We start from the raw sequence: 24,454 nt of genomic DNA, 5'->3' as shown, positions 1-24,454 counted from the left end.
CGCAGCGTTTCATTCGGTCCGAAACCTGGACAGCTGCTCAATAAAACGCCAGGCACGCAGTTTCAATCCCGCGTTTTGTTCATAGTAAACAGCAATCAATGATTCGATTTCTTCTATGGTTTTACGCTTCAGCGACACATGCCCGATCCGCGCAATCGGAATATGTTTAAAAAGTGACAGCAGTTTTGCAGCCGGAACCGAGACAGGAATCGCATGAGGGTCCGCACCCGCGCAATCGGAGCAGAGAATCCCTCCTCCGGATACAGAAAATCTGACTTGTTCGCTTTGTCTGCCGCAGCGGATGCAGCGATCCACCTCTGGATCGATTCCGGCAATGCGCATCATTTTCACCGCAAAAATCGCCGCAAGCACAGCAGCATCCGTTCCTTTCTCCATTAACAGAAGTGTATCCCTGAGCATATGATAAAGCCCGCTGTAAGCTTTGCCTTCTTCAGTCAGCCGGTCCGTCAGCTCAAGCATGACGGCCGCATAACCCGCTTTTTCAATATCTTCCATGATGTGTCTGAGAGGATTCAGTCCCTCGGCCTGATATAACATGCCAAGGCCCCTGCCTTTTTGGAAGAGACAGAGGCCGTAAAAAAGGACATGGCTGACTGACGAAAGGGGACTCCTCGGCTTTTTTGCCCCTCTTGCCATCAACCCTATCTTTCCGTATTCTTCAGTAAAAAGGGTCACGATTTTATTCGTTTCCCCATAATCCGTCGTGCGAATGATGATACCTTCCGCTTTGATCATCAAAGCGATCACCCGTTTCCCTCATCTTGCTTGATTTTTGCTTATCCGGCAGGTTCGGATAGGCCGGACAGGGGCTCCGCCGCCGACTGTCCCTCGCGATCTTGTTCTATTTCCCTCATCAGCAGATAGACATCGATGCTCCCGGTCATACAAAAAGTCCACCAAGCTAAGTCTAACATGAGTTTCCCTTCTTTCCCATTTTTTCGCCTCGTCTGTTATAGCGTCTGCGAAAAATACGGAATCATGAGAAGAAATGATTGCTAATTGAGCGCGGAACTGTAAGGCTTTACTCTTTTTCGTCGTCGATATAGCCAAAATTTTTCAGCTCTTCTTCTTTATCGCGCCAGTCTTTATCGACTTTCACCCACAGTTCGAGAAAGACCTTCGAGCCGATCAGCGCTTCAATTTCCTTTCTGGCCAGTGTGCCGATTTTTTTCAGCATACTGCCCGCCTTTCCAATGATAATTCCCTTCTGCGAAGGACGTTCCACAACGATCGTCGCCTGAATATCAACGATGCCGCGATCTTTGTCGTGCTTCATTTGTTCGATAATCACGGCGATGGAATGAGGGACTTCATCCCGGGTCATCTGAAGAATTTTTTCCCTGATCAGTTCAGAAACGATGAACCGCTCCGGATGGTCGGTCACCTGATCGTCGGGGTAATACTTCGGACCGTCGGGCAGATAGCCGCGGATCTGTTTCATCAACGTTCCGACATTCTGTCCCTGCAAAGCGGACACCGGAACAATTTCGGCGAAGCGGTACAGCTGCCGGTAGCGTTCGATAAGCGGAAGCAGGTCATCCGGGCGTACCTTGTCGATTTTATTGACGACAAGAAAAACGGGGGAGGCGGTCTTCTTCAAAAAGTCCATGATAAACTGGTCGCCTCTGCCGTAGCCCTGCTCCGCATCGATGATAAAGAGAGTCAGATCCACTTCGTTAAGCGTAGCCAGTGCCGTCGCCGTCATGACCTCTCCGAGTCTGTGTTTCGGTTTATGTATCCCCGGCGTATCGATAAAAATAATCTGTTCGTCATCCGTCGTGTAAATGCCGCGGATTTTATTTCGCGTCGTCTGCGCCTTATCGCTCATTATAGCGATTTTCTGGCCGAGAACCTGATTCAGAAGTGTTGATTTTCCGACATTCGGCCGGCCGATAATTGCGACAAAACCGGACTTAAATGATTCGCTCATTTTTTCATATCCCCCGCTTCAAAGGTCCGCGGAAGCGGTCCTTCGGCCGCGTTCCCGCCACGGAACCCGCCCGCAACTTTGCCGGGTTTCGTTGAAAAGGCACGCGCCTGAAAATATGCATCGGGTGCATCGGCACCATTCATTGCTTTTCGCGCTGCCGCCATTAGCTGTTCATCTTTCATTTGTTTCACTCTTTTCTTCCGAAAACGGATTAATGCAGCGTGCTGTACACGATAAAAAAATAAATAACGGCCGCCATGACGGAAAACCACCATACGGCGGCGGCGGCCGTATCTTTTGCCGCTTTCGCCATCGGATGATGCTCTTTAGTGACGAGGTCGACCAAGCGTTCGACCGCCGTGTTGACCAGTTCCAGGCTAATGACGCCGCCGATCAGAACAATAATGATCAGCATGTCCGTCAGCGGCACGCGGATGGCCAGCGAGAAAATGATCACGGCGGCAGCGGCGAACAGCTGAATGTGAATATTGCGCTCCTGGAAGAGGGCCAGGCGGAACCCGCAGATGGCATCTTTGAAGCTTTCTGAAAGGTGCTTATGTCTTCTTCTTTTATACTTTTCCATAGTCAGAACCTTTTCAATCCAAAAGAAGAAAGGATGTCCTCCTGAAGGCCGAACATTTTTTCTTCTTCCGCTTTCGTTGTGTGATCATAGCCGAGGAGATGAAGCAGGCCATGGATGATTAAAAACCCGAGCTCACGCTCAAATGAATGGTCATAGGCTTCGGCCTGCTCACGGGCTTTATCGATCGAAACGACGATGTCGCCGAGGACGCGCGGTTCGCCTTCCTCCGGAAGAATCGGAACCTCGCCCTCTTCCATTTCCTCCAGTGCAAAAGAGATCACATCGGTCGCCCTGTCGATTCCGCGATAGGTCCGGTTAATTTCCTGAATCATTGGATTTCGGACGAAAGTCAGAGAGCATTCGATCTCCCCTTCCAGATTCAGAATTTCGGCTGCATGGTCGATCAGCCGGATCACCCATTGCTGCAGTTCGGCGCCGACTTCTCCGGTCTCATCATGTATGTCAATCGTCATCGTCATTTCCCGTTCACCTTTTTCATCTTTAGTTCTTTCGGATACTCAATGCGTGAATGATAAACACCTCTCAGTGTCTCATCAATCGATTTTTCAACCCTCTTCAGGTCGCTCAGCGTGATCTCGCACTCATCAAACTGGCCGTCGCTCAAGCGGTCATTGAAAATGCTTTTTACCAGATTCTCTACCTTGACCGGCGTCGGTTTTTTCATGGAACGTACCGCTGCTTCGATGCTGTCTGCAAGTTCAACGACGGCCGCCTCCCGCGTCTGCACTTTCGGGCCCGGATAGCGGAACTCGCTTTCCGGAATCGGCTGTTCGCTCTGCTCCTGGGCCTTGGCATAGAAGTAGCGGAGAATCGTCGTGCCGTGATGCTGCTCGGCAATGTCGATAATTTCCTTCGGCATATGGTGTTTGCGTAAGATATCGGCGCCGTCATAAGGATGAGAAAAGATGATCGTCCGGCTCAGCTGAGGCGAAATTTTCTCATGGGGATTGACCCCGTCAAGCTGATTTTCAACAAAAAACCTCGGACGCTTTGTTTTGCCGATATCGTGATAATACGAAGCGACCCGGGCAAGAAGCCCGTTCGCTCCGATCGCTTCGCACGCCCGTTCCGCCAGGTTGGCAACCATGACACTATGATGATAGGTTCCGGGCGCTTCAAGCAATATTTTTCTCAGAAGCGGCTGGCCCGGGTTCGACAATTCAATCAACCGTATCGGCGATAAAATGCCGAACCCCGCTTCAAAGAGCGGCATCACGCCGCTTGCCAGAATCACCGACAGGAAACCGGAAAGAAAGGCGAACCCCAGAGTCATTCCTGTTTCGGAAAGCGTGAACTGTGCATTTTGGAACATCATCAGGGAAAGAGCGGCCAGTACATTCACAAGTGCGATGATTCCGCCCGTTAGAAAAATTTTCGGGCGGGTCTGTTTTCCTCTCAGTACCACCGCACCGGCAAGCGAAGAAAAAAGCAGATAAATACCCGTCGGAGCGTCGAAAAGAGAGGCCTTCACACTGACCCCGAATATCACGCTTCCGATCAGGGAAAGGAGCATGCCGGAAACAATAGCCATCCGTTCGTTCAGCAGCATGCGAATCAGCAGCGTGCCGAAAGCGATCGGAATAATATACGTCAGTCCGGTAACGTTTGCCAGTCTGAGATAGCTGCAGATCTTGATAATGACGGCCATTCCAAGAAAAATCAGGACGTAAATGCCGAGATATTTCAACGGAGTTTCTCCGCTCTTTGCTCTAAAGCGATTAAATTCGAGCCAGAACACGGCCGTTATGAACAGGGTGAGTAATAATAGGCCGATAAACGGAATAATATTAAAGTGTTCGTCCATTAATCCGACCAGTTTCAGCTGACGGATCATATCGCTCGTAACCAGTTCGCCCTTTCTGACAATCACTTCTCCCTGATGGATCATAATATTGCCGACATTACTGGCGGCCTCCTGCTTATTTTGCCTCGTCGTCGTCGGATCAAAAGTGTAGTTGGCCGTGATATAAGCGCGCAATATTTCATTCAGCGCACTCCGCATGCTGTCGTCCAGCACGGAGGACGGGAGCGAAGCCGAGGCTTTCGTTTGCACGCTCTCCAGATCATTCCAGCCGACCTTTCCGCTCATCGCTTCATAAATGCTTGTGCTGACGATATCCTGGGCAACCTGAAGATCGCGGTCCGACGCCGTCATCAGTGTTTTCATTGTCGTGTTCGATATTTTGGTGTCCGGAGATGCAGCAAGCCTGGCGGAAACCTTCCCGGCCGCCGCGTTCAGCTGCGCGGGAGTCGACTGGGCCGTTATTTTGTCTTCCTTTCTTACTGCGGATATCGTATCGAAAAGGTCTCCGGCTTTCTCGACCTGAATCAGCGCGAGATTGCTGTTATATACATAAGCAGACGGCGTTGCCCCCATTGCCTCCTGTTTTTTTACCGCCGTTGCCTGCGTGTCGACTGCGTCGATCGGCGACTGAATATCGCTCGGAGCAATTTCATGAAGGCGGACGTTTGGATTTTTCGGCATCACACTGCCGATCATCAGTACATAAAGGACCACACAGACAATGGCGTAAATACCCCAGTCGGCAATATACCTGGCAAAGAATTTCTTTAGCTGACCTCTAAAAAGGAACGATGATGTCATGATTGTGCCTCCAAAACTTCACTGATGAAGTCAGTCACCACCGATCTCCGGCAACGACCGCGATCGTTTTCCGGGAAACAGGCCCCTTCTCGGGATGCATTCATTTTTCATCGGCGATCTGTCAGTCTCCGTAAGCCTGAATAATTTTCTGGACGAGCGGATGACGGACGACATCCGTACTGTGCAGATCTATAAAAGCAATGTCGTCAATATGCGACAGTAATTCTCTTGCCGTTTTCAGCCCCGATTTTTTCCCCTTCGGAAGATCGATCTGAGTCACGTCCCCCGTAATGATCATTTTCGAACCGAAACCAAGGCGGGTCAGGAACATTTTCATCTGTTCCTGAGTTGTGTTCTGTGCTTCATCAAGGATAACGTAGGCATCTTCCAGTGTCCGCCCTCTCATGTAGGCCAGCGGGGCGATCTCGATCGTCCCTCTTTCGATCAGCCGGAGCGTATGTTCCGAGCCCAGTACGTCATGGAGCGCGTCATAAAGCGGACGAAGGTAAGGATCTACCTTCTCTTTCAGATCGCCTGGGAGAAAACCGAGGCTTTCTCCAGCTTCGACAGCCGGCCGGGTCAGAATGAGGCGTTTTACTTTTCCGGCCTTCATGGCGGCGACGGCCATCACGACGGCAAGATAAGTTTTTCCTGTTCCGGCAGGTCCGATAGCAAACACCATATCAAATTTTTTGATCGCCTGGACATATTTTTGCTGTCCGAGCGTTTTCGCGCGGATAGGCTTTCCCTTCGCATTAGCTGTAATTTCCGTCTCATATAAATCGCCGAATGCATCCAGCTGGCCGTTCTCTGCCATTTTCAAGGCATAAACAGCGTCCCGTTCCGAGACGGAAATACCGCGCCTGATTAATTGCAGAAGAGCCCGGAGCACCTGCTCAACCTTCCGGACATCGCTCTGATTTTCTGTCGAGACACTGACCACGCCGCCGCGCGTCACAATGGAAATGCCCAGTGTCTTCTCGATAATCTTCAGGTTGGCATCCCCCGGACCAAACAACATCAGCGCTTCATTTGCATTATCCCAGTCTATCGTAATCCCGTATAATTGGCGTTCTGGCAAACTTTGATTATCCTCCTCAAAAATCAGATCGCTTTTTTCTCATTTTAACATACGTGAGCGCCTGAATTCCAATCGCTTTTTATTCAAAATCAGCAGAACGGCCTTCCGTCGATTTAGGACCGATTATCAGCAGGCGGAAAACGGCGCCGCCTTCCGTTCCGGTCTGCAGGACGCTTATTCTTTCTCTTTCAGATTTTTCCGTTCCGCCGCCGGATCAATCGGCTGCGGACGGGCAATATTTTCATAAACAATATAATGGCTGCGGACGATCAGCTTGCCGCTCTCCGTACGTTTATCTTCAATCGTCGAAGAAACAATTTCCGAGTCAGCGGGAAGCTCACTCAACAATTTTTTTTCAGCCGTCTCCTTTCCTTCTATAAGCGCTTCATTTTCTTTCAGGCTGCGGACAACGGTTTGTTTTTCCCGGTAAAGAATCTGCTCATAGGAAATGGGGAGTTCCCAGATCAGGAAACGGAACGGCTTGCGGGTGGTTTCCTGATCGCAGCTCTTGAAAGGCTTGGTTTTAAAACCCCAGACCGGCACGGACCAGCCCCAGAAAACGAGCCGGTGCTGCGTATACGATTTTCCCGTATATAAAGTATAGCGGCTTTTCAGCGGTATGGCCGTTTCAGACTGATACCAGGTTTCGCCGATGACCTTCCCGTTGGCGGAGACAAATTTCGGATCCTTTTCGTTTCCGATTCTGCCGAGAACGAGAATCTGGCCGGGCTTGACAAATTGATTGCTTTCGACGACAGGCTGTCCGGTTTCAACAAACATATGATGGATCACGGCCCGCTTCGTGGCGACAAGATTTCTCGGCCCCGTTGTTTCTTTTTTCTTCGGATACTTTTTCTGAACCACATCAATCTGATAACGGGTTCCGTCCTGAGAAACTCCGATCCATGTCACATTGGTCAGCTTAGCCGACAATCCGGACTCGAGCCGATCGGTCGTCGGAACGAAAAATTCAAGAGAGCCGACATAAAGATGCTCGTTCTTCAGCAATGATCGGATCTGCTCTTCGAGTTTCGGATCCGCCCCGTTCACCTTCACATCCCATACCATATTAGACAGAATAAATAACAGCGCTAAAAAAAAGAACAGGCCGGCGGCCATTCCAAGACGGGAGCGGATGCTTCTCCACAGGAACGGGACTCCCTTTTTATCCAGAATGCGAATGCGGCTTCCGGTTTCCTTAAGCATGCTTTTCAGCTTTTCGGGCTCAGTCAGCTCAATATAACAAACAAGGGTTGTCTCATTTCTGCGCCTGATTTGCCACATCCGGATACCTTCCTCAGCACAGCGGGTGATAAACCGTTCGGTCTGTGCACCCGTAATAACTGCTTTCAGATAGCCTCCCGGATGCTGAATCCGATGTGTCAACGCCACCGCACCCCCTTCTATCAGTCATTGACGAACCGGACATCTTTCACACGTCCCTCAAGGTATATCTCTTTTTCTAAAACGTTTTCCAAAACAAACCCTTCACCAGTGATGTGCAGCTCGCCGTTTTGCAGGGCAAGCTTCAGCTCATTCTGTGAAAAGGCCAGAACTTCTGTGTGATTTTCTATAGAGAGATGAAACTGACCGATCAGAGTGATTCTCGGTAAGTCCATCACAACATCCGCGGGTATGTCGGAGACAGCCGCAAACCATTTCCTAAACCGAGCGGTCCATTTTTTCATGATCTCTCTCCACCTCTTTACAGCTTATGTGCCAGTCAGTCCTCCTAGCACACTGAATCCGGATCATTTGGTGTCTGGGGATTTAAAAGCGGGGGGCTTTCCGCGGATTCGCTGCGTGCTCATGAATTTCTTTAAAAGGGGGCTCTGGATGCCAACACCGCGACGTCATTCTATTTTCTTCTGTTTCACAGGGATCCGCTGTTCGATCGGACAAATTGTCTCGCCCAGCTGATTTTCCGCAGTGCTTCAGCAAGTAGATCCGGCAGCGGAAAGATCGCGGCATCATTTACAGGGAAGCTGACCGCCGGGCCCGGAAAAACAAGTCCTTTACTGAGAACGAATGAAGTGGTGCAGGAGCATTGGCCGGTGCATCAAATCGATAGGAATGAAATTAAAAGCTGAAAAGATATGGGCAATGAGTGGAGCTTTTTAGTTATATGAACCCCGCCGGGTCCGATCTGAATTTCGATTTATATTTCGGAGCAACTTTACGGTGTTTTGGTGCGAGTGTAACCGGATTCGGGGCGACTTTCCCCCGTTTCGGTGCGAGTTCTGACCGATTTGGTGCGACCTTGAATTTTCGGTGCGAGTTCTGACCAATTCGGGGCGACTTTCTCCTGTTTCGTGGCGAGTTCCGATCAATTTGGTGCGACTTCCTCCTGTTTCGGGGCGACTGTAAACGGATTCGGAGCGACTTTCCCCTGTTTTGGTGCGACTGTAGCTGGATTGGGGGCGACTTTTCTCTATTTCGGTGCGAATTCTGACCAATTCGGGGCGACCTCGAAATTTCGGTGCGACTGTAGCCGGATTCGGGGCGAGTTCCGATCGATTCGGGGCGACCTCGAATTTTTGGTGCGACTGTAGCTGGATTGGGGGCGGCTTTCTCCTGTTTTGGGGCGAGTTCCGATCAATTTGGTGCGACCTCGAATTTTCGGTGCGACTGTAGCCGGATTCGGGGCGACTTTCCCCTGTTTTGGTGCGAGTTCCGATCAATTCGGTGCGACCTCGAATTTTTGGGGCGACTGTAAACGGATTGGGGGCGAGTTCCGATCAATTTGGTGCGACCTCGAATTTTCGGTGCGCGTTTCCAGCGTTTCGGCACGTCTGTAGCCGATTCAGGGCGACCCGCTCACTGAGTTCGGTTTTCTAAACCCGATCGGACGTTGTGCAGGTTCCGTTTATACCGCGCAGTCGTTCATTTCTTTGGTATAGAGTCTTTTTTCATTAAATCCGTGCGTCAATCACGGAACAGCTGTCTGAGTCAGCAATTCTTTTTTTGAATGACTGCTGGCCGCTCCAAGTGAACATCTTATCAAGAGTTTATTTTCAAAGCTGAGCAATAAAAACCGGCGACACATCTGCAAAATCAAAATGTATCGCCGGACTGTTTTTAAAAAGCTGTATCTTTCTGCACAAACGTATTCCCGGAGACGATTGCTCAACCATGAGACCCGGATCAGCATAGATCGATCGCGGAATGGCTTCGCGGATTATCAACTTTAGTTAACTGCCAAAGAAGGGGGATCAATCGGTCCGTCTTCCCTGTTGAGCGAAACCTGAAACCGGTATCGGCTCAGTTTTTATATTTATTCCCCGGGCTTTTCTGTTTTCCGAAGTATTGATGCGGTTCCAGCGCCCGCGGTTTTCCGATGCACACCGCGAAAATAAAAGCTCGGCGAATCCTGCGCCGGTCTCCGGCCCATTGCATTTTTGACTTTCCGGAAGAAACGCCGGCCGGGCTTCTCTCGATCGTACGCCGCCCGGATGGAGCCATTCTTTTTGCTTGGGAGCGGGCCAGCCGATCGCTTGTCTCCTGAAAAAGCGGTCTCTGCTCCGCGGGTTCCGCACCCTGGCTATTTAGCGGCTCCGGATCAGATCCGCTGTTACCGGCCTCTTTTTCCGGGGAGGAACCGGAGCTGCCTTCTTCATGAGACCGATCTTCAGGAACAGCCGTGCGTCGTCCGCTTCTTGCTGCACGCCGCGCGCGCTCCTGTGCATTCTGTTTTTCCACCGATCGGGCAACATAAAACAGCAAAATGATCACGGCAAAGATAATCGAGGCAAACCCCATCCCTTGAACATCTCCTTCCCGCCCGGAATGCGATTACTTATATTCATCCCCCGAAGAATTGTCATCGCTTTCCCCGTTGTTGCCGAATGAATGGCGCATCTCCGTATCGGCCTTGATGTTGTTGTAGTTCATGTAATCCATGACGCCGAGCTTCCCTTCTTTTAGTGCGGTGGCCATCGCAAGCGGTACCTCCGATTCTGCCTCAACGACCTTGGCACGCATTTCCTCTACACGGGCACGCATTTCCTGCTCGCTGGCCACAGCCATCGCTCTGCGCTCTTCCGCTTTTGCCTGAGCAATATTTTTGTCCGCCTCGGCCTGTTCGGTTTGCAGGAAGGCTCCGATGTTCTTGCCGACGTCGACATCGGCAATATCAATGGAAAGGATTTCGAACGCCGTACCGGCATCAAGGCCCTTCTGAAGAACGGTCTTAGAAATGGCGTCCGGATTTTTCAAAACATCCTTGTGCGTATGCGACGCTCCGATGGTACTGACAACGCCTTCGCCGACACGGGCCAGAACGGTTTCTTCTCCGGCACCGCCGACCAGCCGGTCGATGTTTGCGCGAACGGTAATCCTCGCCTTGACCTTGACTTCAATCCCGTTAATCGCGACACCGGCAATGTACGGTGTCTCAATAACTTTGGGATTGACGCTCATCTGGACAGCCTCAAGTACATTCCGCCCGGCCAGATCAATGGCCGCCGCCCGCTCAAAGGTCAGCTCGATATTCGCGCGGTGCGCCGCTATCAGCGCGTTAACGACGCGGTCCACATTGCCTCCGGCCAGATAGTGGCTTTCGAGCTGATTGGTGTGCAGATCGAGGCCGGCTTTGGTTGCTTTGATCAGCGGATCAATGACGCGGCGCGGAATAACTCGTCTCAGACGCATACCAATCAATGTAAAAATGCTGATACGGACTCCGGATGAAAGGGCCGATACCCAAAGCATAATCGGAACAAAGGTGAAAAGAACGACAATTGCGATAATAATCAGTGCGGCAATGATTAAAACGCTTACCGTTGATGTCGACACAGCTTTCAACCCCTATTTATCAATTATTGGTTTTCTCTTTCTTTCCCGAAAAAATTTATTAAGCTCCAATCAGAAATTAAGCTCTGTTTGTCTTTCACTGCAAACAGAGCTTTTGTCTTTAACTTAACTTCTTGCGCACCAGACGATTAATCTGGCTTCCGTCGGCGCGGCCTTTCACTTTCGGCATGACAGCCTTCATGACTTTGCCGATGTCGGCGCTTGACTGGGCGCCGACTTCAGAAATTGCTTTTTCTATAATGAACAGGATCTCATCATCAGACAGCTGTTCAGGCATATAGGATTGAACGATTGCAATTTCATTGCTGACTTCGTCAACAAGATCCTGCCGTCCCGCATTCTCAAACTCTCGGAGGGAGTCTTTCCTCTGTTTAAGTTCTCGGGTCAGAACCGTCAATGCCTCGTCTTCCGATAAAGGTTTACCGTTCTTGATCGACTCATTCTGCAGCGATGTCTTGATCATGCGAATGACGGAAAGCCTGGCTTTATCTTTCGCTTTCATCGCCTGCTTCATGTCTGTTGTCAGACGATCAACAAGGCTCATTTATAAAACCCCTTCTCAGAATCTGCGACGCTTTTTACGCGCAGCCTCAGATTTTTTCTTCCGTTTTACACTTGGTTTCTCATAGTTCCTCCGTTTCTTCACTTCCGCTAAAGTCCCGGATTTAGAAACCGACCGTTTAAAACGTCTCAGAGCATCTTCAATTGATTCATTTTTCCGAACCCTTGTTTCGACCATCTATGTTTCCCTCCCTCCAAAAGCACAACAACTTAAAATGACATCTCTGCATGTCACTAGACATTATATACGATAGACCATAAATGATCAAATTAAAAACGATGAGTTTTGCCCAGTGGAGGACGGGCTTTTTTTTCAGGACGGCTGAAAAAAACACGAAAGGCGCCGGTGCGCCCGCCCTGTCGGGCAGTTTTGGAAACATGTCCTCTTTTTTAAGTCATCGAAAATCCGTCTCTTTAATAGAATAGGACGAGGTGATCAAGGTGAACCATCAGGTCCTCGTCTTTATTTTCTATATTCTTCTTTTTATGCTCGGCATGGGTGTCATGACCGGTGGTATGCATCGACTCGTCGGCGATCGCATGCGCCGCATTCTGGAGCATGCGGCCGACACGCCTATGAAAGGGCTGGCAATCGGCACATTGGCATCCATTTTACTGCAAAGCAGTTCGGCCGTGGCGATCATTACGGTCGGACTGATCGGCGCGAATGCGCTCCGTTTCTCGCAGACCGTGGGCATCATACTCGGGGCCAACATTGGGACAACGCTCACCGGTGAAATTGCCGCACTGCCGATCGGATCGTTCCACTACATATTGCTTGCTGCCGGTCTGGCGATCATGTGCCTCCCCTTCCGTCACAGCCTGTCTATCGGTGCGCTGTTCTTCGGAATCGGCTGTCTTTTCGCATCGATGGCCGGCTTCAGTTCGCTTGCCGAACCGCTTGTTCAATCGCCGTTCATATCCGACCTGCTCGCAGACGCTAACGGCAATTTGTTTTTTTCCGTTGTCGTCGGTACGCTGTTTTCAGCAATTATCCAGTCAAGTTCCGCAGCCACGCTCGTCTGCATGGGATTCCTCGACCACGGCATTCTGTCGCTTCCCCCGGCGATTGCGATCATGCTCGGCGCAAATATCGGAACGTGCGTGACAACCTATATTGCCAGCCTCGGTACGGGCAGAGCCGGCAGATGGACAGCCTATACACATATTCTGTTCAATGTGCTGAGCGTTCTGCTTTTCTTTCCGTTCATTCATCCGATGGCCGATTTGTCGCTGTTTATCGCCGGCAGCGACCGGACAGCACTTGCGCATACATCGGTTCTTTTCAATCTGATTACAGCCCTTCTCGCCGTTCCTCTTGTCGGTCCGTACGGGCGCTGGGTGGAAAAGAACCCGCTCAAATAAGGCAGATTCTCTGTTGCCTCCGCCCGCTGTTTCAGTACGTCGTTGCCGGCTGTTCGCGATCATCGAGAATGCGGACAAAACGGCCCTCGTTGATCGGATAGCCCGTTTCGGTGATCTTGACACGAACCAGTTTTCCGATAATATCGCGGGACGGATAATGGAATTTGACTTTCAGATAATTGTCTGTAAAGCCGACAAAGTACCCGTCTTGTTCATGATGATTAAGCGGTTCTTCAGGAATGACTTCCAGCACGCTGCCTTTGTACTTCGCCGCATATTCTTCCGAAAGCCTGTTAGACAGGCCGATCAAACGCTCCACACGTCGATGCTTCACATCGACGGGCACCTGATCCGCCATTCGGGCGGCAGGCGTGCCGGTTCTCTGAGAATACGGGAACACATGAAGCTCCGAAAATTTCAGTCGGCGAATAAAATCACAGGTTTCTTCAAACTCCTCATCCGTTTCTCCCGGAAAGCCGACGATGACGTCTGAAGTCAGGGCGAAATCCGGAAGAGCCCGGCGCAGGCCGGCAATCTTATCGGCAAAGAAGGCTGTCGTATATTTCCGGTGCATTCTTTTTAAGACGCCGTCCGAGCCGGATTGAAGAGGAATGTGCAGGTGTCTGGCCACGATATGGGAGCGATGAATCACATCGACTACTTCATCGGTAATCTGGCTCGCTTCAATGGAAGAGATACGCAGCCTTTTCAGACCGTCAACATTCCTTTCCAGATCGCGCAGCAACTGTGCGAAACTGTAATTTTCCATATCCTCGCCGTAGCCCGCTGTATGAATCCCGGTCAGGACAATTTCCCGATAGCCCGCGTTCACAAGCTGCTGCGCCTGTTTCAGCACATTCTCCGGCGTCCGGGAACGAAGCAGGCCGCGTGCCCAGGGAATGATGCAGAACGTACAGAAATTATTACAGCCTTCCTGAATCTTCAGGGACGCCCGTGTCCGGTCTGTGAAAACGGGGACATCAAGTTCTTCATAGACTTTCGCTTTCATGATGTCTGAGACACCGTTGATCGGTTCGCGCTCTTTTCGGTACTGATCGACAAAATCGAGCAACCTGCTTCTGTCCTGTGTACCGACGACGATATCCACACCCGGTATCGAAAGCACCTCCGCCGGGGACGTCTGAGCGTAGCAGCCGGTTACACAGATCACAGCGTCCGGATTGCTGCGGATCGCGCGGCGGATCACCTGGCGGCTTTTCTGATCACCGGTATTCGTAACCGTACACGTATTAATGACGTAGACATCGGCGGTTTTTTCAAAATCTCTGCGGTCATATCCCTGTTTCTGAAACAGCTGCCAGATGGCTTCCGTTTCATAATGATTGACTTTACAACCTAATGTATGAAAAGCGACAGAAGGCATTTTTATCGATCCACCTCGCGTTCTAATAATTCAAAAATGATCGGATCCCGGGACAGAAAGTACAGAGCAGCGAGTCATACCCCTCCATGATTCGTGAGACGAAACCGCAGGAAGAGAAGCAGAGCGTTTCGCTGTTCGGTTTCATCGCGAAAGCCCTTTTCCAAATCATCATTGGGCATTCCGGTTCTCACATTGCCCGATAAAAGAAGCAGGGCGGAACAGCCGCTTTTGCCGACCCGGCCGCTCTCCGGAAATGATCACCCGGCAACATTCAAGGCCTCTTCTTAGTGACCAAGGCCACCCAGTCCCCGCTTTCCAGGCTGTCGCAGACATGAAAGCCGGACGCAGCAAGTGCCGCGACAACCTGATCCTTCTTTGTCTTAATGATGCCCGAAGCAATCAGCAATCCATCCGGCCTGATGATGCGGGCTGCGCCGTCTTTGACAAGCCTTATAACAAGTTCTGCCAGCAGATTGCCGACGATCACGTCAAAGCCGGGCTCAATATTATCGGCCAGATTATTCTGCCTGACTTCCACAATATCCTGAACCTTGTTCAATTTCACGTTCAGTCTTGCCGACTGGACGGCTACCCGGTCAAGATCGACGGCCAGGACTTTGCCGGCACCCAGTTTCGCCGCCGCAATCGACAGCACCCCCGTGCCCGTGCCGACATCGAGTACTCTCGCGTCTTCGGGCATGTACCGTTCCAGAGCTTCAATACACAGTACAGTCGTCGGATGCGTCCCCGTACCGAAAGCCATTCCCGGATCCAGTTCAATCAGCTGCCGTTCCGCCGGCTTCTGACGGTAATCAACCCATGTCGGAGTAATCACAAAATGTCTGCCGACCGTGACGGGCTTATAATACTTCTTCCAGCCCGATGCCCATTCTTCTTCATTGCGTTCACTGAACGTCAATCGATTTTCTCCCAGATCGATATCATAGAGAAGCAGGTCGTTCACCGACTGTTTGATTTCCGCGACGGTTTCGCCGAGAAAGCTGTTTACGGGAAAATAGGCTTTCACATTGACCCCCTCTTGCGGATAATCGTCGGGGTCCAGAGAATAAACCTCACCGTTATCCCGTTTCCATTCTTTCTGCAGGTCATTGGAGTCCTCAATGACGACACCGCCCGCACCTGCTTCATAAAGAATGTTTGTAATCGGTTCAATGGCTTCTTCGGTTGTATGAATACAGATTTCCGACCATTTCATCAGTCATAAGCTCCGTTTCCGTCTTAGAGATAGCTCAAATGCCGGAGAAGGCCGAACCCTCCGCTTGTTTCAAAAAAAGCGGAAGCCTGCCGCTTGAAAAGACATTTGCACTGTCTCCGGGTGTCCCTGTTCAGTCGGCCTTAAATACTTTTTTTTTCATTCGGTCAAAGATACTTTCGTTTTCCGGATTCGCTGAACCGCCCGAAAGGCTTGAAAGCTTTCTGAAAAGCATTTTTTCTTCTTCCGACAGATGTTTCGGTGTGATCACTTTAACCGTTACATGTTCATCGCCCTGCCCGTATCCTCTGACATTTTTGATGCCCTTGCCTTTCAGCCGGAATTTCGTCCCGGTCTGTGTTCCCGCCGGGATCCGCAGCTTGACTTTTCCGTAGAGGGTCGGTACTTCGATTTCATCGCCTAAGGCCACCTGAGCAAAGCTGAGCGGGACTTCCAAGAAGACGTTGTCGCCGGAACGGCGATAAAATTTATGCGGTTTAACTGTGAACACGATATAGAGATCTCCCGAAGGACCGCCGTTCACGCCTGCCTCGCCCTGTCCGGACAGGCGGATTTGCTGGCCGTCATCGATTCCCGCCGGTATTTTGACCTCGATTTTCTTGTTGATTTTCACTCTGCCGTTGCCGCCGCACGTATGGCACGGGCTCTTGACAACCTTACCTGTACCGTGGCAATAAGGGCAGACGCGCCGGTTAACAATCCGTCCGAAAGGCGTATTTTGTTCGGTGTTCAGCTGGCCGGTCCCGTGACAGTGCGGGCAGCTCTCCGGTTTTGTGCCCGGCTGGGCTCCGGTCCCGTGACACGTTGTGCATGTTTCTTCCTTCGGAATCCTGATCTCCGTCGTTTTGCCGAAAGCAGCTTCTTCGAAGGTGATCGACATTTCATATTGAAGGTCGGATCCCTGCCTCGGCGCATTCGGGTCGCGCCTTCTCGATCCGCCATTGAAAATCTGATCAAAGATATCGCCGAAGCCGCCGAAATCGGAACCGCCGAAGCCTTGGCCGCCAAAACCCTGACCGCCAAAGCCCTGATTCGGGTCGGCTTCACCGTACTGATCGTAATTTGCCTTTTTTTCCGGATTGCTCAGAACTTCGTAGGCATCTTTAACTTCCTTGAATTTTTCCGCTGCACCCGGACTCTTGTTTACATCGGGATGATACTTTCTCGCCAATTGCCGAAAGGCCTTTTTAATCTCGTCTTTCGAGGCATCCTTGCTCACCCCGAGGATCTCGTAATAATCCCGTTTACTCATCAAATCACTCCCGAAATGACTTTGCATATAGAAAACCTGGCAAGCCGGGCCTCAGGCTGCAGCCCGGCTTAAGTGTCTCTTATTTACTTTCAACCGGTCGTTTTTGCTTTGTAATCGTATAAAATAAATCATACCATTCGGACTGGCGATTAAGCAAGAAAAAGCCAAAGCCAAGACCCGTGCCTGACTTCGACTTTATCCTTCGATCATTCAGCGACCTTGCGTGCCGGTGTTCGTTTACGCTGCATCAGTTTTTCTTGTTCTTGTCGTCATCATTGACTTCTTTATAATCCGCATCGACGACATCGTCATCTTTCTTCTTTCCTTTTGAATCTCCGTTTGCATCTCCGCCGTTTGAAGTCCCGGTGTTCTTGGCGCCCTGGGCATTCTGAGCCGCCTGCTGATAAAGTTTAACGGAAAGCTGCTGAACGATTTCATTCAATTCATCCTTGGCTTTCTTAATCGCTTCGATATCCTTGCCTTCAAGTGCCTTCTTCAGTTTATCCTTGGCATCGTTTGCCTTGGCTTTCTCCGATCCGTCCACCTTATCGCCAAGATCCTTCAGCGTTTTTTCTGTTGAAAAAATCAGCTGATCCGATTCGTTGCGCAGATCGACTTCTTCCCGCCGTTTTTTATCGGCATCGGCATTCGCTTCAGCGTCTTTAACCATTTTGTCGATTTCATTCTCGCTCAGGCCCGACGAAGATTTAATGGTGATCGACTGCTCTTTGTTGGTGCCCTTGTCCTTCGCTTTGACATTGACAATTCCGTTGGCGTCGATCTCGAATGTGACTTCGATCTGAGGAATGCCGCGCGGAGCCGGCGGAATGTCATTAAGCTGGAAACGGCCGAGTGTCTTGTTGTCCGCAGCCATCTGACGTTCACCCTGGAGCACATGAATATCGACAGCCGTCTGATTGTCGGCAGCCGTTGAGAAGACCTGGGATTTGCTTGTCGGAATCGTTGTATTACGGTCGATCAGTTTGGTGAATACTCCGCCCATCGTTTCAATTCCAAGGGACAGCGGAGTCACATCAAGCAGTACGACATCCTTTACATCCCCGGTCAGCACACCCCCCTGAATCGCTGCACCGACGGCAACGACTTCATCGGGATTGACACCCTTGCTCGGTTCTTTGCCGGTCAGATTCTTGATTGCGTTCTGAACCGCGGGAACACGGGTCGATCCGCCGACCAGAATAATTTTGTCGATGTCGTCCATCGTCATATCGGCGTCGGACAGTGCCTGGCGAACCGGACCCATCGTCGATTCAACGAGATCGGCAGTCAATTCGTCGAACTTGGCGCGCGTCAGGTTGACTTCGAGGTGTTTCGGACCGGTTGCGTCCGCTGAAATAAACGGAAGAGAAATCTGAGTCTGAGAAACACCCGACAGCTCCTTTTTGGCTTTTTCAGAGGCATCTTTCAGCCGCTGAAGCGCCATTTTATCACCGGACAAATCAATGCCGTTATCTTTTTTAAACTGAGCGATCAGATAGTCAATGATTCGCTGGTCAAAGTCGTCTCCGCCGAGGCGGTTGTTGCCCGCCGTCGCTTTGACTTCGAAAATGCCGTCCCCAAGTTCGAGAATCGACACATCAAAAGTACCGCCGCCAAGGTCAAAGACAAGAATCGTCTGATCTTCACCCTTATCCAGTCCATAAGCGAGTGATGCCGCCGTCGGTTCATTAATGATACGCAGAACGTCCAGTCCGGCAATCTTGCCGGCGTCCTTTGTTGCCTGGCGCTGCGCGTCATTAAAGTAAGCCGGGACGGTAATGACTGCTTTTTCCACGGATTCCCCGAGATAGGCTTCAGCGTCCGATTTCAGCTTCTGCAGAATGATCGCTGAAATTTCCTGCGGTGTATATTTTTTCCCTTCGATTTCTACTTTGTAATCGGAACCCATGTGGCGTTTGATGGAAAGCACCGTGTTCGGGTTGGTGACGGCCTGCCGTTTGGCTACTTCGCCGACCTGGCGTTCGCCGTTTTTGAAGGCGACGGCAGACGGAGTTGTGCGGCCGCCTTCGGGATTCGGGATGACAACGGGTTCCCCGCCTTCCATAATCGCCACACACGAGTTTGTCGTACCTAAATCGATACCGATGATTTTACTCATTCTCATTTCCCCCTAAATGTATTAGAAACAAAATGTTGAGTCAGTGCCGTAAAATCAGGCACTGACTTTGACCATTGCCGGACGGAGGATCCGTCCGTTCAATGTATAACCTGCCTGAAGCACCTGGATCACTGTACCGCTCTCGTGTTCCTGGCTTTCTTCCTGCATCACGGCCTGATGAAAGTTCGGATCGAATGGTTTTCCGAGGGAGTCAATTTCTTCGACACCTTCCTTTTTAAGCGCCGCTTCGAATCTGTTCAGCACCATTTCCATACCCTTTTTCAGAGCCGCCCCGTCCTCAGACGCGGTCTCGACATCCAGTGCCCGCTTAAAATTATCCAGAATTTCAAGCAAATCCGATGTCAGATCCTGAGCGCGGTATTTTCTTGCATCCGCTTTTTCTTTGTTCGTGCGCTTTCTGTAATTTTCAAAATCAGCCTGCGCACGAAGCAGGCGATTTTTCAGATCCTCTTTCTCCTTTTTCAGAGAGCCGATCTCAGCCGTCAATTCTTCAACCTGTTCGGCAAGCAATTGCGCATCCGGCTGATCGGCAGCCTTTTCATCCGATGCTTCCTCGTGCCGGTCCTGTACCTCACCTTCGGCTTCCGGCACGGCAGCTTCCTTCTTTTTTTCTTCCGTTTTCCTCTCTTCTTCAGGTTTCTTTTCTACCTTCGGCTGATCTGTTTGATCATCAGTATTTCCTGCCACATCTTTTCTTATCTCTTCATTCGTCTGTTTAGCCATAGGCTCACCTCCCGAAAAAATGCAACGGCGCTATGCCATGCTTTTCCTTTCACTTAAACTTTTTGTCAATATTTTGGATAAAACATCAATCAGCGTGACAACACGAGGATAGGCCATACGTGTCGGACCGATCACAGCAACGGTTCCCAGATGCTCGCCGCCGGCCGAATAAGTCGTCGTTATCAGGCTGCAGTCTTTAATCCCGACCAGCTTGTTCTCCCCGCCAATGCGGATTTGCAGGCCTTCGGACGGCATACTCATCAGTTCACGAACAATTTCTTTTCCTTCAAATACATTAAAAAGCGAGATGATTCTATCAACATTCTGAAACTCGGGCTGAGCCAGCATCTTGCTTCTGCCGCTGTAAAAGATCTTTTCCGGATCGCTGATCGTCAGACCTTCGCTCAGAAGATCCATCACACGCTCGTAGCTGCTGACATTCTGCTTCAGCACGTCTCTGATCTCTGTATCGAGACGGCTTTGCAGCTGATACAACGGAACCATATTCAGCTTTTCGTTCAAAATGTTAACGATTTTCTCAATATCCTCCGTGTTGACTCCTTCCGGAAAAGACACAAGTTTGTTTTCAACATGTCCGGTGTCGGTCACGATGATAATCACACCCTGCTCTTCCGACAGTTTGATCAGCTCAATGTGCCTCAGCTTCGTCTCAAGCAATTCAGGCCCCAGCATAATCGCCGTATAATTCGTGAATTCGGAAAGCAGCCTGGCAGTCACCCGGATCAATTGTTCAGTCTCGGTAAACTGCTGATGGTACACCCTGCGAATATCGGACATTTCCTTATCGGTCAGCATAATGGGTGAAAGCAAATGATCCACATAGAAGCGGTAGCCCTTCTCCGAAGGCACCCGCCCGGAAGACATATGTGTCTTTTCGAGATAACCCATCTCCTCCAAATCCGCCAGCTCATTCCGGATCGTCGCCGGACTGTAATGAACGTCGTCACGCTTTGCTATCGAACGGGACCCCACGGGTTCGGCAGAGAGAATATAGTCATTAACAAGAAGCTGCAGCAAAAACAACTGGCGTTCTGTTAACATCCTTATCACCTCTGTTAGCACTCTCTTTATCCGAGTGCTAATTCTACATTAAAATTTAACAACTTCCCGCTCATTTGTCAATGTTTTAAGAGATTTCATCTGATAAAAAACATGAATAATTAACGTTGATCATTATACATTAATTCATTGATTTTATAAAAAGTATTACCAACAATAATCGCAGCGGCCGATTGTAATCTTACGGTCGGAATGAAGCAAAAAGATTGGAAAAGAACATACATAATCCGGAATTCACATAAAAAGGGGCCCATCTTGCTCGGCCCTTTAAGCGTTCGTCCCGTGAATACTGTTTTTCACAACAAAAAAGGAGCCCGTCTTTCCGGCCCCTTTTTATTTTCTTAACCGATCGGCCCGCTTTTGATTTTCTTTCATGCGCCTTTGTTCGATGATCAGATCTATTCTTTCCAGCGTTTCTTTGTCTCCCAATATTTCGGATCTATTTGTTCTCACCAGTTGAATATACGACGGCCTTCTTTTCATCCCGATCATCCTTTCTGTTTTTCTAACGTTGTTTATTATAAACGTACAGCATTAATAAAGAATTAAAATTTTGTAAAAATAGAGTCTTATTATCGAATGAAAACGTCCCGTTCTAATCCGAAAGTCCATGAATATAGATTACCGTTTCATCAATCTTTCTTTTAAAAGGAAGTCTGTTAAATGAAAATGCCGATTTACGGATTCATGTATTCTTCAGACGATTCAGATCCGCTTCATGCGCATCAGCTTTTTATAACAAGCTGGGACAGCGGGCCGGTTCATGTCCATCCGTTTCGCGGTGTCACTTCCTTTGATGCCGGGCACGCCCACGGATATGCCGGAACGACCGAACCTGCTCCAAGCGGAGTCCCGCATACGCACCGTTATTTCACGTTTACATCGTTTGACGACGGGCATCATCATGAGATATCAAGCATTACAGGCCCTGCCATTTCTCTTCCGGACGGCAGGCACTATCATGAGTTCAAAGGCACGACTACTGTAAACGGAGCAACCCCGCATTCTCATCGTTACGCCGGCAAAACAGGCTCATAATTTATCAAAATGCCGTGCCGCCCGGGGCTCCCTTTACTATTTCTTCGTTCAGTCCGACCGGCCGCTGCGGCCCGCGCGTAAAATCATTATTTCTTAACCCGGCATTAAACTGTTTTTAATGTACGTGATTTAAAATAAAGTTAGAGTGGATGGTACATGTGGCCGTCACAAGTATTGGCGATGGAGGAGCCAATGCTATTTTTTTAACTGGATGACTCCGTTTGTTCATGCGCCGATCATCCAGTTGCTGTCCGCGCAGCCGGTAAACGGTCAATGGGAAAGTTCCTCATCGGTAAAGTTCCTCATTGCCCGGGCCCAGAGACGGCTGCGCCAGGATACGGAAGCATCATTTTCCGAATTTGCGCCGTTTAATGTCTAAACGCGGTGCCATAGTAAAAATGACCTCTTACCCTTCAGGAAGGTCACTGCCGTCAGCCGTTTCATGAGCATTTGTTCGATTCCCGCACCATTTTTTATTTGCAAAAAATTGATTGCCGGACAGGAAATATTTACCAGGACGAATGACGCTGCACATAAGCATCGGACGGTGCATAAAATCGACAAACAGGGCCGTTAACGTTTCGGTGCGAGTTCTGCCTGATTCGGTGCGGCATTCCAGCGATTCGGTGCAAGTTCTGCCCGATTCGGTGCGACTTTCTCCTATTTCGGTGCGAGTTCTGACCAATTCGGTGCGTCTGCCCTTATTCGGTGCGACATTCCGACGTTTCGGTGCAGCTTTTTTGCATTTCGGTGCGAGTTCTGCCTGATTCGGTGCGACATTCCAGCGATTCGGTGTGGCTTCAAATTTCGGTGCGTCCTTTCTGCATTTCGGTGCGGCTCTTTCCTATTTCGGTGCGAGTTCTGCCTGATTCGGTGCGGCTGCTCAGATTCGGTGCAAGTTCTGCCCGATTCGGTGCGGCTTATTCAGGATTCGGTGCAACTTTCTCCTATTTCGGTGCGAGTTCTGACCAATTCGGTGCGTCTGCCCTTATTTGGTGCGACATTCCGGTGTTTCGGTGCAGCTTTTCCACGTTTCGGTGCGACATTCCAGCGATTCGGTGTGGCTTCAAATTTCGGTGCAAGTTCTAACCGATTCGGTGCAGCTTATTCGGGATTCGGTGCAACTTTCTCCTATTTCGGTGCGAGTTCTGCCTGATTCGGTGCGGCTGCTCAGATTCGGTGCAAGTTCTGCCCGATTCGGTGCAGCTTATTCGGGATTCGGTGCAGCTTTCCCACGTTTCGGTGCGACTCCCCCAGCATTTCGGTGCGACCTGTCCATTGAGAAATCCGATCGGACTGTTGCGCAGTCAGTATCCGTCTGCCGCGCAGTCGTTCTTACGAAGCAGTAAAGGGCTTCATCAAATCAATGATCAATCGTGGAATGGCTGCCTGGCAAACAGCCTTTTTTGAATGACCGCTGATTTTATTTAATGGGAGACTGCTGATTCGTGTCCTTCCGCATAAACAATTTCATTTGTATTTATCGGCGTGGCGCTTAAGACAGCAAAAAGGCCTCAAAGACGTTGTTCCCCAGAAAAACGCCCCTTCTTGTCAGAGCTACCCGTTCTCCGTTTTCCTTCAACAATCCCTGTGCTTTCAGGCGCTCGATCGGTTCACTGTAGATACTTTCGATCGGTCGGCCTGTTTTTTCCCGGAATTGTTTTTTACTGACGCCTTTCAGAAGGCGAAGGCCGAGGAACATTTCTTCCTCCATTTTTTCACGGCTTGTGACCTCATGAGACAAGGCTTCCGAATAACCGCGTTCAGCAACCGAAGCGATATATTTTTTAATCGGTCCGGCGTTGGCGTACCTTCTGCCGTCAATGTAACCATGGGCGCCCGCCCCGATTCCGTAATACTCTTCGTTATGCCAGTAGAGCGAATTATGCACGCCTTCAAACCCGGGCTTTGCAAAATTACTGATCTCATATTGATGCAGGCCGTGCTTTTCGAGCTCAAAAATAATCCGGCCGTACATGTCTGCTTCGATGTCTTCGCCGGGAAGTCTTAATTTGCCGCTTCTCATCCGATTGAAAAAGATTGTTTTCGGCTCGATCTGCAGTGAATAAATCGAAACGTGCGGCGTTCCGAGCGCGACTGCGGCCTCAAGCGATTCTTGCAGCGAGGTTTCTGTCTGCCCGGGAAGTGCGAACATGAGATCTAGAGTCACGTTATGAAAACCGGAGTTTAAAGCCTGCCCGACCGCTTCTTTGGCATCTTCCGATCCGTGAGCGCGGCCAATCGTTCTCAGAAGCCGGTCATCAAAAGACTGGACACCGATGCTCAGGCGCGTCACTCCGTATTTTTTCATCAGGCGCAGTTTCGCATGGTTCAGGCTCTCCGGATTGGCCTCTACAGTAAATTCCTCAATTTCCGGGTGCATGAAATGCCTGCTCACGCTGTCCAGCATGCGCTCAAATTGTGCATCACTCAGCGCCGTAGGAGTCCCGCCCCCGATGTAGATTGTTTTTGCCGGACCCATCGATGCATAATAGGCCATTTCCCGATCCAGCGCCAGAAGATACTCGTCAACAGGCTGGTTTTTAATAAATACCTTGTTAAAATCACAATAGAAACAGATGTGATCGCAAAAGGGAATGTGGATATATGCGCCTCGTGCCACC

24 protein-coding genes are annotated in these 24,454 nt (G+C 50.1%); 2 read left to right on the top strand and 22 right to left on the bottom strand.

From position 1 onward, the window contains the following. Nucleotides 1–9: 9 nt before the first annotated feature. From recO to rpsU, 14 genes are all read right to left on the bottom strand, one after another. Complete coding sequence (gene recO / locus Q6A92_RS09100; RefSeq protein ID WP_274397978.1) at nucleotides 10–756, bottom strand: DNA repair protein RecO; 747 nt, start codon at nucleotides 754–756, stop codon at nucleotides 10–12. A gap of 41 nt (nucleotides 757–797) precedes the next feature. Then, a complete protein-coding gene (locus tag Q6A92_RS09095) occupies nucleotides 798–935 on the bottom strand; it encodes a YqzL family protein (RefSeq protein ID WP_332237815.1) in 138 nt (45 codons plus the stop codon). A gap of 107 nt (nucleotides 936–1,042) precedes the next feature. Continuing rightward, entirely contained in the window at nucleotides 1,043–1,951 is a 909-nt protein-coding gene (gene era / locus Q6A92_RS09090; protein ID WP_274397980.1) for a GTPase Era, read from the bottom strand. Beyond that, complete coding sequence (locus Q6A92_RS09085) at nucleotides 1,948–2,133, bottom strand: hypothetical protein (RefSeq protein ID WP_274397982.1); 186 nt, start codon at nucleotides 2,131–2,133, stop codon at nucleotides 1,948–1,950. The genes era and Q6A92_RS09085 overlap by 4 nt, the downstream gene beginning before the upstream one ends. Nucleotides 2,134–2,162: 29 nt before the next feature. Next, nucleotides 2,163–2,534, bottom strand: coding sequence for a diacylglycerol kinase family protein (locus Q6A92_RS09080; RefSeq protein WP_274397983.1), 372 nt, complete (start codon nucleotides 2,532–2,534; stop codon nucleotides 2,163–2,165). Between the two features lie 2 nt (nucleotides 2,535–2,536). After that, nucleotides 2,537–3,013, bottom strand: a complete 477-nt coding sequence (ybeY, locus tag Q6A92_RS09075; protein WP_332237814.1) for an rRNA maturation RNase YbeY — start codon at nucleotides 3,011–3,013, stop codon at nucleotides 2,537–2,539. Then, entirely contained in the window at nucleotides 3,010–5,160 is a 2,151-nt protein-coding gene (locus Q6A92_RS09070; protein ID WP_332237813.1) for an HD family phosphohydrolase, read from the bottom strand. The genes ybeY and Q6A92_RS09070 overlap by 4 nt, the downstream gene beginning before the upstream one ends. Nucleotides 5,161–5,281: 121 nt before the next feature. Next, nucleotides 5,282–6,241, bottom strand: coding sequence for a PhoH family protein (locus Q6A92_RS09065; protein ID WP_332237811.1), 960 nt, complete (start codon nucleotides 6,239–6,241; stop codon nucleotides 5,282–5,284). A 174-nt stretch (nucleotides 6,242–6,415) separates the two neighbouring features. Beyond that, complete coding sequence (yqfD, locus tag Q6A92_RS09060) at nucleotides 6,416–7,633, bottom strand: sporulation protein YqfD (protein WP_274397987.1); 1,218 nt, start codon at nucleotides 7,631–7,633, stop codon at nucleotides 6,416–6,418. A 14-nt stretch (nucleotides 7,634–7,647) separates the two neighbouring features. Then, entirely contained in the window at nucleotides 7,648–7,929 is a 282-nt protein-coding gene (yqfC, locus tag Q6A92_RS09055) for a sporulation protein YqfC (protein ID WP_274397988.1), read from the bottom strand. A 1,573-nt stretch (nucleotides 7,930–9,502) separates the two neighbouring features. Continuing rightward, nucleotides 9,503–10,000 (bottom strand): hypothetical protein, encoded by a 498-nt coding sequence (locus Q6A92_RS09050; protein WP_274397989.1) that lies wholly within the window; start codon nucleotides 9,998–10,000, stop codon nucleotides 9,503–9,505. Between the two features lie 33 nt (nucleotides 10,001–10,033). After that, nucleotides 10,034–11,035, bottom strand: coding sequence for a flotillin-like protein FloA (gene floA, locus Q6A92_RS09045; RefSeq protein ID WP_274397990.1), 1,002 nt, complete (start codon nucleotides 11,033–11,035; stop codon nucleotides 10,034–10,036). A gap of 118 nt (nucleotides 11,036–11,153) precedes the next feature. After that, nucleotides 11,154–11,597: a GatB/YqeY domain-containing protein gene (locus tag Q6A92_RS09040; protein WP_274397992.1), complete on the bottom strand. Its 444-nt coding sequence runs from the start codon at nucleotides 11,595–11,597 to the stop codon at nucleotides 11,154–11,156. Between the two features lie 15 nt (nucleotides 11,598–11,612). Next, complete coding sequence (rpsU, locus tag Q6A92_RS09035) at nucleotides 11,613–11,792, bottom strand: 30S ribosomal protein S21 (RefSeq protein ID WP_093669959.1); 180 nt, start codon at nucleotides 11,790–11,792, stop codon at nucleotides 11,613–11,615. Between the two features lie 263 nt (nucleotides 11,793–12,055). On the opposite strand from rpsU, the gene Q6A92_RS09030 reads away from it, so the two are divergent. After that, nucleotides 12,056–12,979: a Na/Pi symporter gene (locus tag Q6A92_RS09030; RefSeq protein WP_332237808.1), complete on the top strand. Its 924-nt coding sequence runs from the start codon at nucleotides 12,056–12,058 to the stop codon at nucleotides 12,977–12,979. A 31-nt stretch (nucleotides 12,980–13,010) separates the two neighbouring features. Here Q6A92_RS09030 and mtaB read toward each other — a convergent pair whose 3' ends face one another. From mtaB to Q6A92_RS20285, 7 genes are all read right to left on the bottom strand, one after another. Continuing rightward, nucleotides 13,011–14,363, bottom strand: a complete 1,353-nt coding sequence (gene mtaB, locus Q6A92_RS09025) for a tRNA (N(6)-L-threonylcarbamoyladenosine(37)-C(2))-methylthiotransferase MtaB (protein WP_274397994.1) — start codon at nucleotides 14,361–14,363, stop codon at nucleotides 13,011–13,013. Between the two features lie 271 nt (nucleotides 14,364–14,634). Further along, nucleotides 14,635–15,579 (bottom strand): 50S ribosomal protein L11 methyltransferase, encoded by a 945-nt coding sequence (gene prmA / locus Q6A92_RS09020; protein WP_274397995.1) that lies wholly within the window; start codon nucleotides 15,577–15,579, stop codon nucleotides 14,635–14,637. A 130-nt stretch (nucleotides 15,580–15,709) separates the two neighbouring features. Further along, nucleotides 15,710–16,849: a molecular chaperone DnaJ gene (dnaJ, locus tag Q6A92_RS09015; protein WP_332237807.1), complete on the bottom strand. Its 1,140-nt coding sequence runs from the start codon at nucleotides 16,847–16,849 to the stop codon at nucleotides 15,710–15,712. Between the two features lie 247 nt (nucleotides 16,850–17,096). Continuing rightward, nucleotides 17,097–18,968 carry a molecular chaperone DnaK gene (dnaK, locus tag Q6A92_RS09010; protein ID WP_332237806.1) on the bottom strand — a complete coding sequence of 624 codons (1,872 nt, stop codon included), beginning with the start codon at nucleotides 18,966–18,968 and terminating at the stop codon, nucleotides 17,097–17,099. A 54-nt stretch (nucleotides 18,969–19,022) separates the two neighbouring features. Beyond that, nucleotides 19,023–19,712 carry a nucleotide exchange factor GrpE gene (gene grpE / locus Q6A92_RS09005; RefSeq protein WP_274397998.1) on the bottom strand — a complete coding sequence of 230 codons (690 nt, stop codon included), beginning with the start codon at nucleotides 19,710–19,712 and terminating at the stop codon, nucleotides 19,023–19,025. Between the two features lie 30 nt (nucleotides 19,713–19,742). Then, nucleotides 19,743–20,774 carry a heat-inducible transcriptional repressor HrcA gene (gene hrcA, locus Q6A92_RS09000; RefSeq protein WP_274397999.1) on the bottom strand — a complete coding sequence of 344 codons (1,032 nt, stop codon included), beginning with the start codon at nucleotides 20,772–20,774 and terminating at the stop codon, nucleotides 19,743–19,745. A 351-nt stretch (nucleotides 20,775–21,125) separates the two neighbouring features. Next, nucleotides 21,126–21,275, bottom strand: a complete 150-nt coding sequence (locus Q6A92_RS20285; RefSeq protein ID WP_443029711.1) for an FbpB family small basic protein — start codon at nucleotides 21,273–21,275, stop codon at nucleotides 21,126–21,128. A gap of 180 nt (nucleotides 21,276–21,455) precedes the next feature. On the opposite strand from Q6A92_RS20285, the gene Q6A92_RS08995 reads away from it, so the two are divergent. After that, nucleotides 21,456–21,830, top strand: a complete 375-nt coding sequence (locus tag Q6A92_RS08995; protein WP_332237803.1) for a YmaF family protein — start codon at nucleotides 21,456–21,458, stop codon at nucleotides 21,828–21,830. 1,495 nt (nucleotides 21,831–23,325) lie between these two features. Here Q6A92_RS08995 and hemW read toward each other — a convergent pair. Then, entirely contained in the window at nucleotides 23,326–24,453 is a 1,128-nt protein-coding gene (gene hemW / locus Q6A92_RS08990) for a radical SAM family heme chaperone HemW (protein WP_332237801.1), read from the bottom strand. Nucleotide 24,454: the final 1 nt, after the last annotated feature.

Source organism: Sporolactobacillus sp. KGMB 08714 (genome assembly GCF_036598985.1).
In the GTDB taxonomy this organism is placed as follows: domain Bacteria; phylum Bacillota; class Bacilli; order Bacillales; family Sporolactobacillaceae; genus Sporolactobacillus.
Note: the sequence above shows the minus strand (reverse complement) of the source record. Positions and strands in the feature narration are given on the sequence as shown.